The sequence below is a fragment of the Paenilisteria rustica genome, from assembly GCF_013820765.1.
Classification (GTDB): domain Bacteria; phylum Bacillota; class Bacilli; order Lactobacillales; family Listeriaceae; genus Listeria_A; species Listeria_A rustica.
The window spans coordinates 35697-50824 of record NZ_JABJVM010000002.1 but is presented as its reverse complement, the minus strand read 5'-3'; the positions used below and the strand labels follow the sequence as shown (position 1 = coordinate 50824).

Here is a 15128-nt window from a genome sequence, read left to right as displayed (position 1 = left end):
TCACCTACCTTCTTTCAAGCGTTTTTTCATCTCTTCCACTTGTTTATCTAGTGTTGATTTTTCGCGCACGGTCATTTCTTTTTCGACAGGTTTCACTTCTTCTTTATCGAACCAATCTGGCAATACTTCTTTGCGTCCATTTTGATTGAATTTACGTTTGTTATTTTGATAGTTAGTCGGCGCTTTTTGCGTACCTTCTTCTTGCAACTTCTTATATTTTTCATGCTCTGCCCAAGCCATCTCCATCGCTTCTTTGGCCGTCTGCACTTTTTTACGTTTCCAATGGGCTGCGATTGTCATCATGTAGTTTTTAGAAATTTTACCGTCTAACCGGAGTAAGACATATTCAATCAATACGTTCATAACTGGAATCGGTAAATTCTGTTGTGCCAAAACTTCATCAATAACTTTGAGGTCGGTTTCTGCCGGCACTGCTCCATCGCTAATATCGACCATCAATTGATACGGTGTCACGTTTTCTAAATAGTACGCCAACGCTTCTGTGTCCGATGCGCTTTCTTGTGGTTGCGACTCTTGTGACACGGCTTTGGGCTCTGCCTTCGCTTTTAATTCCGGCAAGCGATTATTCTGCAACTGGTAACCATCGCGTACAATTTTGCGTAAATAATCTAAATCCAGCGAACCATCCGCTTGCACCGAACGATACAAATAATGCACCATATCAAGCTCCTCGACCGCATAAATCGCATGCAATTTCAAGATACAAGCACGAGCTTCTTCCGTCACCGCATTTCGCGATAGCATCGTTGGCGACAAACTTTGGAGCATCACCGCAAAATCAAAGGCCTTGTCATCAAGTGTGACACCTCGGGATACCGCGCGCCCTACCGGTTCGCCATTCGCGACAGTACTCACCGGCAATTCGCTCCCATTAAATGTCTCAAATACATCTTGAAACGAACGCGTCACCTCATCAAAACCTTCTTCTGACATCGGCTCATCAGAAAAGAAACGTCGCAATCGTTGGTACTGTGCGTTACCAATTTTGCTATATAAATAAATATTTAATAATCCATCAGAAAAGAATTGCTCTGGAGAAAGCGGTGCTGCCATTTCGTATATGTAATGTCGGGATTCGCCAGTCGTTTGCACAAAACTGCGCAATAAGCCCAGCCCCTCCAACTTCAATCGTGCCTGGAAAAGGTTCGCCAAGCTGATTCCGAGCAAGTTCAGCAACTGGGTGTGGCTATGACTCTCGGACCAAAGACGATTCTCCTCTACCTCCGTGACAAGCGTGTCGTAGAGTGCCAAACATTCTGCTCCCATTAGTGGCTGATATAAAAAAGTCATGATTTTGCGGTCTTTCTCTGATAAAACGCCATTCGCCTTCACTTGATAGCTATCGACCGGCTGTAACTCCATCCAAAATTCTGCCACTCTACTTCACCTTTCTTACTCCTGTTTTGTCTTATTCATTAAATCCTTGAGTTCTTCTACAAAAACACTAATATCTTTGAACTGGCGGTATACAGAGGCGAATCGCACGTAGGCAACCTCATCTAGAACAGCCAATTTATCCATTAATTTCTCACCAATCAAATGCGAAGATACTTCACTTTCACCGATGCTTCGTAATTCGCGCTCGACTGCGTTCACAACGTCTTCCAATTGCTCTACGGAAACCGGTCGTTTTTCACATGCACGAATAAGTCCACGCAATATTTTTTCTCTAGCAAATTCTTCGCGAACACCATCTTTTTTGACGACGATGAGCGGGCTTTCTTCTACTTTTTCGAATGTTGTGAAGCGAAAGCCGCACGTTTCGCATTCTCTGCGACGTCGAATGGAATTGCCATCATCCGCCGGTCTTGAATCCACAACGCGTGAGCTATTGCCTTTACAAGATGGACATTTCATTGTCATCCACTCCTATTTTATGTGATTACTTTTCCCTAGTATACCACGACTACCGCCAAAGCTTCTACTTTGAAAAGGTGCGAATCAGCGCGTGTACTTGATGTTCTGTTTCGGCTAGACTCTGTGAATTATCAATCACAATATCTGCCTGCTTTATTTTGTCCGATAGCGGTATTTGACTGGAAATTCTAGCTTGCGCCTCGCTTTTCGGCAAATTATTTCGCCGCATCAAGCGTTCTAATTGCGTCTGTTCATCCACAAAGACAACGACAACCGTATCTACCATTTCTTGCAGTTTACTCTCTATCAAAAGTGGAATATCAAAAACAATGATGTCGTGCCCAGCAGCTAGCAAGCGATCCCGCTCAGCCAGCATCCAGCGCCTCACAAGCGGGTGCACAATTGCATTCAAAGCCGCTCGCTTCTCACTATCATGAAAAATAATGCTGCCTAGCTTCTGTCGGTCAAGTTCCCCGTTCTCTTTAAAAACCTCCGCACCAAAAGTAGCTCTGATTTGCTTTGCGCCTTCCGTCCCTGCCTCGACAACTTTTCGAGCAGCAATATCCGCGTCAACGATTGGAAAACCAGCATCGTGAAGCATTTTACTGACCGTACTTTTCCCACTTGCGATTCCACCTGTTAATCCAATAATATAAGCCATCCGAGTCACCTATTTCTGACATTTCGGGCAAAAATGCGTGCCCCTGCCATTCAGTTTGATTTTCACGATTGGCGTGCCGCATATCGGACACGGATTATCTTTTTCGCCATATACTTGCAGTTTATCTTGATATCCGCCAATCTTTCCTTGCGAGTTCACATACGTGCGAATTGTGGAGCCACCAAGCGCTACAGCCTCTGCCATGATTGATTTTGTGCTGGCATAGAGTCGCGTGATTTCTGCCGGTTTTAGCGTGTTCGCAGGGCGTTCCGGAAGCACCTTGGCTTGGAAGCAAATCTCGTCTGCGTAAATATTTCCGATACCTGCGACAAGACTCTGATCCAATAATACCGTTTTGACGGCACGACCAGATTTTTTTAACTTCGTCGCAAAAACACTCTTTTCAAACGTTGCAGAAAGCGGTTCTGGTCCGAGTTTTTGAATCGATTTCGTAAGTCCTTCTTGCCCTTTTAATACGAGCTCCATCGTCCCAAACTTGCGGACATCGAGGTAGCGCAGTTCTGTCCCGTCTGTGAAATGGAAGGTGACATGTGTGTGTTTGTCGACTGGATCTGTCCCATTATTGAGGCGGTATTTCCCCTCCATTCGCAAATGCGATAACAGCGTTCCATCCGTTGTATCAATCAGCAAAAACTTGCCACGACGGCGAACAGCTTCAATCGTTTGCCCAATCATATTACCAACAAACTGTTCCGCCGGCATACCAACAATCATCTTTGGAACGCCGACGACAACTTGATCAATTTCTTTTCCTATAACAAGTTCGGCGAGTGTTGCCCGAACATTTTCTACTTCTGGTAATTCTGGCATGATTTTAACCCCTTACTTATGTTATTTAGCATCGTACCAAGTGTCTCCGAAAGAGCTATCGACTTTGAGTGGAACAGAGAGTTCTACAGCATTCTCCATCACATCTGGAACGATTTCTTCCAGTTTCGCAATTTCGCTCTCTGGTGCTTCAAAAATGAGCTCATCGTGTACTTGGAGTAGCAAACGCGCTTCTAGTTTTTCCGAGATAAGGCGGTCATTCATGAGAATCATCGCTTTTTTGATAATATCGGCGGCACTCCCTTGAATCGGTGTGTTCATCGCGGTTCTCTCAGCAAAACCACGCACGTTGAAATTGCGGCTCGTGATTTCTGGAATATAACGACGACGATGCAAAATTGTTTCGACATAGCCTTTTTCCTTCGCGGAACGCACAATATCTTCCATGTATTCTTTTACGCCAGGATAGCTCGCAAAATAACGATCGATAAAATCACGCGCATCTTTCCGAGTAATTCCTAAATTCTGAGATAAACCATAGTCACTAATACCATATACGATGCCAAAATTAACAGCCTTCGCTTGGCGGCGCATCAACGAATCCACTTCTTCCTGCTCGACATGAAAAACATCCATCGCTGTTTTTGTATGAATATCGTAGTCGTGTTGGAAAGCATATTGCAAATTCTCATCTTCTGAAATATGTGCCAAAACGCGTAATTCGACTTGCGAATAATCCGCGGAAAAAATCTTCCAACCTGGCTCAGACGGGACGAAAACTTGACGAATTTTGCGGCCTTCTTCCAAACGAATTGGGATGTTTTGCAGGTTCGGGTCAACAGAGCTCAAACGGCCTGTTTGTGCCAATGTTTGGTTAAAACGCGTGTATACTTTTTGCGTATCTTGATGCGTTACTTTTAGCAAGCCTTCGATATAGGTCGATTGAAGTTTGCCAAGTTGACGGTACATAAGGATACTTTCAATGATTGGATGTGAGCCCGCCAATTTTTCAAGAACGTCAGCAGATGTGGAATAGCCTGTTTTCGTCTTCTTCTCAGCTGGGAGTCCTAGATTTTCGAATAAGATAACGCCAAGTTGTTTCGGTGAGTTGATGTTGAATTCAGAGCCTGCATAATCATGAATCGTTTTTTCAAGTTCGCTTAATCGACCTGCCAACTCAACTTTCATATCTTCTAAACGCGCCGTATCAACTTTGACGCCGTACATCTCTATTTTCGCTAAAACCTTGGATAGTGGTAATTCGAGGTCTTCAAATAAGCCTAACTGCTCATTATTTTCGAGTTCGGCTCGCATTTTCTTTTCTAGTTCTGAAACCGCGACTACTTTACGTGCCAGATGTTCCGCCACAATCGCTTCTTCTGGAATCGCTCGTTTTGCCCCTTTTCCGTATACTAGTTCATCTGTTTTCACCGCATCAAAATCATGGCTGACCGCTACACTCGCAAAGTCCCCAATCGTATCAGATGGGTTGAGCAAGTAGGAAGCTAGCATAATATCGAATTCAATGCCATCGACTGCAATGTCAAATTTGGATAGACCAACAATCGTTTTCTTCGCATCATATACGACCTTTTCTTTTTTCGGATCTTCCAGCCACGTTTTAAGCGCCGGAGACTTGGCAAGCGTATCTGCATTCGCAAAAAATGTGCCTGCTTCTGAATGAAAAGTAATCCCGATAAATGGCGCCGTATGGTAGTTATCGTTATCCAACTCGACATAAATCGCCGTTTTATCGCTCAGATGTGTTGCCGTAACTTCCTCTATTATTTCAAAAGACAGACTCTCCATCTCTTTCTCTGGTTCGCTTAATTCCCCTTGTATATTTTTCAAAAGTGTCGCAAAACCTAGTTCTTTCAGTAATGGCACCACTTTTTCTGTATCGTAGCCAGTGTATTTCAGATCCGTAACTTTGATTTCTAGCGGTGAATCCGTGTTAATCGTCGCCAATTCTTTACTCATTATTGCTGATTCCTTGTTGTCCATTACTTTTTCTTGTAGCTTTTTACCAGAAATTTGATCTGCGTTAGCTAGCACTTCCTCTACCGTACCAAATTGATGTAGCAGTTTTAATGCCGTTTTCTCGCCAACACCTGGAATCCCAGGAATATTATCGGAAGCATCGCCCATTAAGCCTTTCATATCAATGATTTGCTCAGGTGTAAGATCATATTTTTCTTTCAAACTTGTCGGTGTATTTTCTTCCATATCCGTGATGCCTTTCTTCGTAATATACACGGTTGTCTTATCGCTCGCAAGCTGTGTTAAATCGCGATCTCCCGTAATAACAACGACTTCCAAGCCATCTTTTTCAGCGTGTTTCGTGATTGTCCCAATAATATCATCCGCCTCATAATTTGGCAGCTCATAGCGTGGAATCGAATAGGCATCCAGCAACTCACGAATAAACGGAAACTGCTCAGACAGCTCACTCGGCGTCTTCTGGCGTCCACCTTTATACTCTTTATACTGACTATGGCGAAAAGTCGTTTTCCCCGCATCGAAAGCCACCAACACATGATCCGGTTGCTCTTTTTCCAGCACATTCATAATCATCATTGCAAAACCATACACCGCATTCGTATACACACCTTTATCATTACTCAAAAGTGGCAACGCATAAAAAGCACGATTCGCGATACTATTTCCATCAATTAGTACAAGTTTATTCACAGGGATTCCTCCTCAAAATTTAGCGCTCATTATGTCCATTTTAACATAGAAACGTTGAACGCGCCTTTATTCGAACGCACAAAAAAACCATGTTTTGAAATGGCAGCCACACGTTCTCTCCCACTTCAAAACACGGTATCTTTTATCGCTTAAAAATTGCGAATTAAGGCATCTGCAAACTCGGAACACTTCACTTCTGTCGCGCCATCCATTAAACGTGCGAAGTCGTAAGTAACCGTTTTGTCAGCGATTGTTTTTTCCATTGATTTAATAATTAAAGCTGCCGCCTCGCCCCATCCGATGTGCTCAAGTAGCAACGTTCCAGAAAGGATAACCGAGGATGGATTCACCTTATCAAGGTTCGCGTATTTCGGAGCCGTACCATGTGTCGCCTCAAAAATCGCGTGCCCTGTCAAATAGTTAATATTCGCACCAGGCGCGATACCAATGCCGCCAACCTGAGCCGCAAGCGCGTCGGAAATATAATCCCCATTCAAATTCATCGTCGCCACAACATCGAATTCCGCTGGACGTGTCAAAATTTGTTGCAAGAAAATGTCCGCAATCGAATCTTTGACTAAGATTTTGCCTGCCGCAAGTGCCGCGTCTTGTTTCGCGTTAGCTGCATCGACACCTTCTGCCTCCACGATACGATCATATTCAGACCATGTGAAAACTTTATCGCCAAATTCGCGTTCTGCAAGGTCATAGCCCCACGTTTTGAACGCGCCTTCTGTAAATTTCATAATGTTTCCTTTATGCACAAGCGTCAATGATTTGCGGTTTTCTCTAATCGCATATTCAATCGCCGCACGCACCAAACGCTCCGTTCCTTCTTTAGAAACAGGCTTCACACCAATCCCAGAAGTCTCAGGGAAACGAATTTTATTCACGCCAAATTCATCACGCAAGAAAGCAATCAATTTCTTCGCCTCATCGCTACCTTCTTTAAACTCAATCCCAGCGTAAATATCCTCCGTATTCTCACGGAAAATAACCATATCCGTATCCTCAGGACGCTTCACCGGAGATGGAACCCCTGTAAAATAGCGAACTGGACGCAGACATACGTATAAATCTAATTCTTGACGAAGCGCTACGTTTAACGAGCGAATCCCACCACCGATTGGCGTTGTAAGTGGTCCTTTAATCGCGATCAAATACTCATCGATTGTGTCAAGTGTCGCTTGCGGTAACCATTCGCCCGTTTGATTGAATGCTTTTTCACCCGCTAGAACTTCTTTCCAATCGATTTTTTTCTCACCGTTATATGCTTTTTCAACAGCCGCATCGAGTACGCGCTTAGACGCACGCCAAATATCTGGACCTGTGCCATCGCCTTCGATAAACGGAATCACTGGATTATTTGGCGTTTTTAAAACACCGTCTACTACTTGAATTTTTTCACCTTGTGTCAAATTAATTTCCCCCTCGCAAATTTTAGTCCCGTTCTGTGACAGGAATATAGTCTCTTGAATCCGGCCCCACATAAATAGCACGTGGACGAATCAAGCGGTTATCACGGTATTGTTCAAAGATATGCGCCAACCAACCCGATACGCGACTCATCGCAAAAACAAGCGTAAACAAGTCGTGATCAATATTAAGCGCGTGATAGACAGACGCCGAATAAAAATCGACATTCGGTTTCAAGTGTTTAAATTCCCAAACAGCCTCTTCCACATCCGCGGAAATATCGTAGTATTCTGGCTCGCCTTTTTTCTCAGTAAGCTTACGCGCCATTTCTTTCAAATGCATCGCACGCGGGTCGCCACCTTGATAAACACGGTGTCCAAAGCCCATAATCTTCTCTTTGTTATCAATCTTATTTTGGATATATTCGCGTGCATGACCTTTTTCTTTAATTTCTTCAATCATGTCAATCACACGCTCATTCGCGCCACCATGAAGCGGCCCTTTAAGCGCACCAATCGCAGCGGTTACGCCAGAGTAAACATCGGATAACGTCGCCACACAAACACGAGCAGTAAACGTAGACGCATTGAATTCATGATCCGCATGTAGCACCAGCGCTTTGTTCATCGCTTCGACTTCCAAATAAGTAGCATCTTCGCCAGTTAACATGTATAAAAAGTTCGCGGCCATGCTCAAATCATCGCGTGGCGGAATAGGATCCAAGCCGCGACGAATCCGTGAAAATGCTGCCACAATCGTCGGCATCTTCGCTTGTAAACGAATCCCCTTACGGTAAACAGCTTCCCCGTCATCCATCTCCGCTTCCGTATCAAAAACGCCGAGCATCGAAACCGTCGTCCGCAAAACACTCATCGGATGTAATTTCTGGTGATGTTGCAAACGTAAACTCGTAATAATCGTCTCCGAAACCGCCATATTTTCACGAATTTCGCCTGTAAATTTCGCCAAATCTTCCGCATTCGGCAGGCGTAAATGCCAAAGTAAATAAATAACCTCTTCAAATGTTGCATTACTTTCCATCAGATCATCAATACCATAGCCAACGTAAGTCAGCATGTCATCTAAAATAGAACTAATCGACGTCTCCGCAACATATACATTCTCCAAACCTCTTGAAACCGTCATTATTTTTCCCCCTAACAATATAAAATTTAGCGTCATCTGCTATGTAGTTGTCTTTTTTATTAATTTATTTGAATAAAGCGACACCTTGCATAAGTACGTAGGCAATACCTGCCGCGATAACCGGCCCCGCCGCAACTCCGCGAAATAGTACCACAGCTAAAATCGTACCAAAAACAAGTGATACCGTCACTTGTGGATCCACCGCCATATAACCGACGCCTTTTTTTGCCAAAATTGAAACCGCAATCCCCGCCAGCAAGCCAATCCAACCAGCCGCCGATTTAAAGGAATCTATTAAGTCTTTAAACCCAATTTGTCCCGTCGCAATTGGAATTAGGATGGCAACTGTAATCACCGTTACTCCCCAATTTATTCCTCGCGATTGAATCGTTTCCATAATCCTACCATCCACATGGAAAAGTTTCAGCAAAATCACGACAGCAACCGCAATAATAAGCGAGTTATTTTTCGCTAGTAACCCAAGTCCGAGAAATAGTAATAAAAATAGCATACTTTCTGTAAACAAGAAGAACAAACCTTTCCTTCTGAGAAAACGTCAGATTAGTTGTATTATAACACATCTACACCCCTTGATGTAAAGCGATACTTATTGTATATCTGAAAATAGATAAGAAAAGCCAATGACCTATTATTTCATATCGAAATAAGTGAAGTTACCTTGACTCATTCGGCGTTCTATCCAGCGATTGATGCGCGGTTTCATCCAGGAACGTATGAATGGTAGGAATAGGAGTAATCCGCAGATAGATGTGATAATGCCTGGGATGACGAGTAGTATTCCCGCTAAGAGTAGGCAAATCGTGTCTAATAAGTACGGGGATATTGTTTTTCCTTCGCGCATGTTTTGAGTGATACCACGCCATAAACGCTTGACGATGAATATGCCAAATGCTGTCGATGCGATTTGGATGAATAATAGTGGCCAGAAGCCAATCCATTGGAACAGGAGGATGTAGGTGAGTAGTTCTAATAAGCCGTATGCAGCCCAGTAGTAAATTATTTTTTTCAAAATGGCGACCTCCTTTGTGTGGTTTCTTTTTTATTATAGCGTAGTTTTGGAGAAATGAGAAAGAAGATGGTGTTGCGGAAAAAGATTAGAAAAACCAGATCAGTATCCGGGTTAGGGATTGTGATCTGGTTCTGTGTTTTTAGTTTAGAGTAGAACATGTTTGGCGCCTTCGGATCCAGCTTTGTTGTGGTTCTTGAAAAGCGTTATTTGCTTTTTTAGAACCTCAATATGCAGATGAATGCAATGAAGCTACCTTCCTTGGGTTGCGTCGTGACTTGCGACTCCGGATCCAGCTTCGGAAGCCAGACCCTCGAAATTTTCGTGCCCTCCGCAAAAACCAAGAACGGGTTTTCACTGCGGCCCCTAACAAATTTTTTCGGGTCTAACGGGCTTCCTCAGCACTTCTATTAATGAGTAGCCGTTTTACCATTGTAAACATTACCTTGGCGTGCGTCGACGGTTACTGTTTCGCCGTCTTTGACAAGGTCTGTTGCGTTTGTTGCGCCTACGATTACTGGAATTCCTAGTGTGATTCCAACAACGGCTGCGTGGCTAGTTAGACCGCCTTCTTCTACAACAACTGCTGCACTCTTCTCGAATGCTGGTAACATTTCTTTGTCTGTCGTTTTAACAACAAGAATGCCGCCTTCTACAGCTTTGTCTAGTGCTTCTTTATTCGATTTAGCAACAACTGCCTTACCGATAACGGAAGTCGAACCAATTCCGTGCCCTGATACTGCTTTGTCACCGATTAATTGGATTTTCATTAGGTTGGTTGTACCGGATTCTGTAACTGGAACACCGGCAGTGATGATAATTAGGTCGCCTTGTTTTGCAAGTCCTGATGCTAAGGATTCTTTTACTGCAAGGTCGAACATGTCATCTGTATTAGCGATTGGTTCTGCTAGACGTGGGTATACGCCCCATACTAGAGATAGTCCGCGACATACGCGTTCGTTGAAAGTAACCGCTAAAATATGTGATTTTGGACGGTATTTCGAGATCATGCGTGCTGTGTGACCACTTTGCGTTGTTGCAACGATTGTGTGTACGTTCAAGTTGCGCGCTGTGTGACCAACTGCTTGACCGATTGCTTCTGTCATATCTGAATTTTGGTGTGCTTTAAGTGCAAATTTATCTTGAGCAACTAGTGCTTCTTCGGCACGTAGCGCAATTTTAGTCATCATTTGTACGGATTCAACTGGATAGTCCCCAGCTGCTGTTTCACCTGAAAGCATGATTGCGTCTGTACCATCAAAAATGGCATTGGCTACATCACTTGCTTCTGCGCGAGTTGGACGCGGGTTACGTTGCATAGAATCTAACATTTGTGTTGCTGTAATAACAGGTTTTGCAAGCTTATTACATTTTTTGATTAGTTGTTTTTGAACAATCGGAACTTCTTCAGCAGGAATTTCAACGCCTAGGTCACCACGAGCAACCATTAGACCTTGAGATACTTGTAGGATTTCGTCGATATTGTCAACGCCCTCTTGGTTCTCAATCTTAGGAATGATTTGTACGTGTGTTGCATTGTTTTCTTCTAGAATTTTTGTGATTTCAAGAACGTCTGTTGCGCGACGAACGAATGATGCCGCGATAAAGTCGATTCCTTGTTCTAGACCAAAACGGATATCATTTGCATCTTTTTCCGTGATACCAGGTAGGTTGATCGATACGTTTGGCACGTTCACGCCTTTTTTGTTTTTAAGTACGCCTGGGTTTTGAACATATGTTACTAGTTCACGGTTAGCAGCGTCTTTTTCGATAACTTCAAGACCGATTAAGCCATCATCTAAAAGAATAGTTGAACCGATTTCTACGTCATCAAATAGTTCTGTGTACGTTACGGAGAATTTTTCTTTTGTTCCAAGGACTTCTTCCATTGCTACGCGAACAGTGTCCCCTTTTGCAAATTCTAATTTACCGTTTTCCATATCGTTCGTACGGATTTCAGGGCCTTTTGTATCAAGTAAAATCGCTACTTCTGTTCCCGTAATTTTGACAGCTTCACGAATATTTTTGATACGCGCGCCGTGCTCTTCATAATCACCATGTGAAAAATTAAGACGACATACGTTCATACCTGATTCGATTAATTGTACTAATGTTTCTACCGTTTCACTTGCAGGTCCAATCGTACAAACAATTTTAGTTTTTTTCATCTTTTATACTCCTCCTAAGAATACCTATTCATTCATTACTTATTATAAACTCATCCGCCCCATTTTACCAGTAACTTCACTAGCGTTCAAGGGTTTTGTGAATTTATGTGCATGTTGACCAAACTTTTCATTCTTTTTTAGGCACGTGTTTATGTAGCCTGTTTTCATGCCTATTTTCATTTTAATCCGTAGGAAGAGGCTTCTAAGTTATGCAAAACTAGAAACCTCTATCGTTGTATTAAATTGATAGGATTGTTGCTAAATCAAACATTTCTTTATCAATCACGTGTTTTTGTTTCAAAACTTCTGTGATATCATTTTCGACGATTTTATTATTTTGGATGCCGACAGCGAGACCGCCGCGGTTTTCCATTAATAAATCGACAGCACGCGCGCCTAGACGACTTGCCAATACGCGGTCAAAAGCAGTCGGGCTACCACCACGTTGAACATGTCCTAGAACCGTTACACGAGCATGATAATCGCCAAACTCAGCTAATTGGTTCGCGAATTCGTTTCCAGAAATAACGCCTTCTGCAACGACGATAATACTATGTTTTTTACCACGAGCAAGTCCTTTATTCAGGCGTTCGACAACATCTTCCATCACAAAGTTATGCTCAGGAACGATAATAGCTTCCGCGCCTCCTGCTAGACCAGACCAAAGCGCGATATCACCAGCATCACGGCCCATTACTTCAATGATAAATGTACGTTCATGACTTGTTGCTGTGTCACGAATTTTATCCAATGCGTCAAGCACGGTGTTTAGAGCCGTGTCAAAACCAATTGTAAAATCAGTACCAGAAATATCATTATCGATTGTTCCTGGAATACCGACTGTCGGGAAGCCACGTTTTGTTAGGGCCTCAGCTCCGTGGTAAGAACCATCTCCACCGATAACAACAAGGCCTTCAATACCGAATTTCTTCAACTGCTCAATACCTTTTAGTTGACCTTCTTCAGTCGCAAATTCAGGATAGCGCGCCGAATAAAGGAACGTTCCTCCGCGATGTAAAAGATCTCCTACAGAGCCTAAATCCAATTTATGAATATCTCCGTTTACTAGACCTAAAAAGCCGTAATCGATACCATAAACTTCTAGACCTTCATAAATACCTTTACGAACAACGGCACGAGCCGCAGCGTTCATTCCTGGCGCGTCTCCACCACTTGTTAAAACTGCAATACGTTTCATCAAAATCCCACCTCAAACAATGAATATATTTTTTCATCACATGGTTACATTCTACATCACTTTTCCTAAAAATGAAAGCAGGAATCTAGTTCTTTTTTCATGTTTTGTGAAACTTTTCATTAATTCCATCCACGAATGGTGTATACCAATTGCTTTTTATTAGGAATTGGTACTGGTTTATTACCCGTTGATGGAGTGTACCAAACATTGTATACGATGGAACAAAGCCACTTTTCGATATCTTCAAAGAAAATAAAAAGCCATTGGGATATAAGCTGACACTTCCATCGACTTATACTTTCATGACTTTTCATAATTATTTATAATTCTTCATAAACACCGATTTTCTTAAACTTCTCATACCGTTGATTCGCCAATTGTTCGCCGTCAAGTGCTGATAACGAATTCAAACTTTTGCGGATGACAGCAGAAATAAGTGCGGCTTGTTCTTCCACATTGCGATGGGCTCCACCGCGAATTTCCGGAATGATGCCGTCCGTGATGCCTAGCTCAAATAGGTCCGTTGCTGTTATTTTCATCGACTCAGCGGCTTGTTTGGCAAGGCTTGCGTCCTTCCAGAGAATCGCAGCTGCGCCTTCTGGTGAAATAACGGAGAAAACCGCATTTTCTAGCATGTAGATTTGATTGCCTACGCCTAGCGCCAAAGCTCCGCCACTTCCACCTTCACCGATAACGATTGAAATAATTGGCACGGTCATATCACTCATCTCATAAAGGTTACGCGCAATCGCTTCGCTTTGTCCGCGTTCTTCTGCGGCACGACCTGGATAGGCGCCTTTCGTATCGATGAAACAGATAATTGGACGTCCAAATTTGTTGGCTTGTTTCATTAATCGCAACGCTTTACGGAAGCCTTCCGGATGTGGCATTCCGAAATTGCGATGCAGATTATCTTTGGTATCTTTCCCGCGTTGGTGACCGATAACCGTCACTGGTGTGCCGTTAAACGTTGCCACACCCGCGACAATCGCTGCATCATCGCCAAAATAACGATCGCCGTGCAATTCCATAAACTGGTCGAACACGAACGGAATATAATCCAATGTTGTTGGACGTTCTGGATGGCGTGCCACTTGGAATTTATCCCATGCAGACATATTGCCATAAATTGCGTCCTCTAGTTTGCCAAGGCGGATTTCTAACTTCACAATTTCCTTCGACAAATCGACATCCGACTTCTCATTGTACTCTTTGAGATCGGCAATTTTTGTTTGTAATTCTAAAATCGGTTTTTCAAATTCTAGCTCATTTGCCATTTGCCGAATCCTCCTTTTTCGTGTGGATATCTAAGAGGAAACGCAATGTTTCGCGCATATCTAAGCGTGATACAACTTCATCCAGCTGCCCGTGCTTCAATAAGAACTCCGCTGTTTGGAAGTCCTCTGGTAAATCTTCGCGAACTGTTTGCTCAATAACACGACGTCCCGCAAAACCAATCATCGCTCCCGGTTCTGCAAAATTGTAGTCACCCAACGAAGCGAAACTTGCGGAAACGCCTCCTGTTGTTGGATGCGTCATGATGGAAATCGCGAGTCCTCCGTGGTTGCTAAAACGTTTGAAGGAGGCTGATGTTTTAGCCATTTGCATTAATGAAACCATACCTTCTTGCATCCGAGCGCCACCTGATGCCGTGAAAATCACAAAAGGAACACCTAATTCGTCTGCTTTTTCCACACTGCGCAAGATTTTTTCTCCAACAACCGAACCCATACTTGCCATCCGGAACCGAGAATCCATCACAGCCACCACAAATGGCAGTGTCGCAATCGTTGCTGTTCCAGTCAAAATAGCTTCGTTCAAATCTGTTTTCTTCTTATCTTTTACAATTCGATCCATATAATCTTCAAACCCAAGCGGATTTGCAGTCGTTAAATTGCCGTCTAACTCAGAAAATGAATCCTCGTCTACTAAGTACGCAATTCTTTCTTGAGCTCCGAGCGAATGATGGTAGCCACAATAGCTACAAACCTTCAAGTTCTTCTGTAATTCTTTGGAGTACATAATTTTCTTACATGAAGGACATTTAGTCATAATACCCTCTGGAACATCTGGCTTAGAGCCGTCTGAAGGAATCGTTGCATATTTCCTTTTCTTTGGTTTTGTAAATAAATCTCCTAACAAAGGATGAACCCC

Annotated in this window: 13 protein-coding genes; all 13 read right to left on the bottom strand. The window is 43.2% G+C overall.

The genetic code is table 11. The annotated features are described in order from the left end of the window. The 13 genes from HPK16_RS02160 to accD all read right to left on the bottom strand — a co-directional run bounded on the left by HPK16_RS02160 (position 1) and on the right by accD (position 15116). Positions 1–1398 (bottom strand): DnaD domain protein, encoded by a 1398-nt coding sequence (locus tag HPK16_RS02160; RefSeq protein WP_181675386.1) that lies wholly within the window; start codon positions 1396–1398, stop codon positions 1–3. Positions 1399–1413: 15 nt separating this feature from the next. After that, on the bottom strand, positions 1414–1878 hold the full coding sequence (gene nrdR, locus HPK16_RS02155; protein ID WP_181675385.1) for a transcriptional regulator NrdR: 465 nt from the start codon (positions 1876–1878) through the stop codon (positions 1414–1416). Positions 1879–1942: 64 nt separating this feature from the next. Then, positions 1943–2539 carry a dephospho-CoA kinase gene (coaE, locus tag HPK16_RS02150; RefSeq protein WP_181675384.1) on the bottom strand — a complete coding sequence of 199 codons (597 nt, stop codon included), beginning with the start codon at positions 2537–2539 and terminating at the stop codon, positions 1943–1945. A gap of 9 nt (positions 2540–2548) precedes the next feature. Next, positions 2549–3370 carry a DNA-formamidopyrimidine glycosylase gene (gene mutM, locus HPK16_RS02145; protein WP_181675383.1) on the bottom strand — a complete coding sequence of 274 codons (822 nt, stop codon included), beginning with the start codon at positions 3368–3370 and terminating at the stop codon, positions 2549–2551. A gap of 21 nt (positions 3371–3391) precedes the next feature. Next, positions 3392–6019 carry a DNA polymerase I gene (gene polA / locus HPK16_RS02140; protein ID WP_181675382.1) on the bottom strand — a complete coding sequence of 876 codons (2628 nt, stop codon included), beginning with the start codon at positions 6017–6019 and terminating at the stop codon, positions 3392–3394. A gap of 149 nt (positions 6020–6168) precedes the next feature. Further along, complete coding sequence (icd, locus tag HPK16_RS02135) at positions 6169–7437, bottom strand: NADP-dependent isocitrate dehydrogenase (protein WP_181675381.1); 1269 nt, start codon at positions 7435–7437, stop codon at positions 6169–6171. Between the two features lie 22 nt (positions 7438–7459). Beyond that, on the bottom strand, positions 7460–8581 hold the full coding sequence (citZ, locus tag HPK16_RS02130; protein ID WP_181675380.1) for a citrate synthase: 1122 nt from the start codon (positions 8579–8581) through the stop codon (positions 7460–7462). A gap of 64 nt (positions 8582–8645) precedes the next feature. Continuing rightward, the gene (locus tag HPK16_RS02125; RefSeq protein ID WP_036089592.1) at positions 8646–9107 is read right to left on the bottom strand and encodes a DUF441 domain-containing protein; all 462 of its coding nucleotides are present in this window, start codon (positions 9105–9107) and stop codon (positions 8646–8648) included. Positions 9108–9230: 123 nt separating this feature from the next. Then, positions 9231–9611 carry an FxsA family protein gene (locus HPK16_RS02120; protein WP_181675379.1) on the bottom strand — a complete coding sequence of 127 codons (381 nt, stop codon included), beginning with the start codon at positions 9609–9611 and terminating at the stop codon, positions 9231–9233. 407 nt (positions 9612–10018) lie between these two features. After that, complete coding sequence (gene pyk / locus HPK16_RS02115; RefSeq protein WP_181675378.1) at positions 10019–11776, bottom strand: pyruvate kinase; 1758 nt, start codon at positions 11774–11776, stop codon at positions 10019–10021. A gap of 238 nt (positions 11777–12014) precedes the next feature. Then, complete coding sequence (gene pfkA / locus HPK16_RS02110; protein ID WP_036066729.1) at positions 12015–12974, bottom strand: 6-phosphofructokinase; 960 nt, start codon at positions 12972–12974, stop codon at positions 12015–12017. 320 nt (positions 12975–13294) lie between these two features. After that, a complete protein-coding gene (locus HPK16_RS02105) occupies positions 13295–14251 on the bottom strand; it encodes an acetyl-CoA carboxylase carboxyltransferase subunit alpha (protein WP_181675377.1) in 957 nt (318 codons plus the stop codon). Then, on the bottom strand, positions 14241–15116 hold the full coding sequence (gene accD, locus HPK16_RS02100) for an acetyl-CoA carboxylase, carboxyltransferase subunit beta (protein ID WP_181675376.1): 876 nt from the start codon (positions 15114–15116) through the stop codon (positions 14241–14243). Before accD ends, HPK16_RS02105 begins: the two co-directional genes overlap by 11 nt. Positions 15117–15128 lie beyond the last annotated feature (12 nt).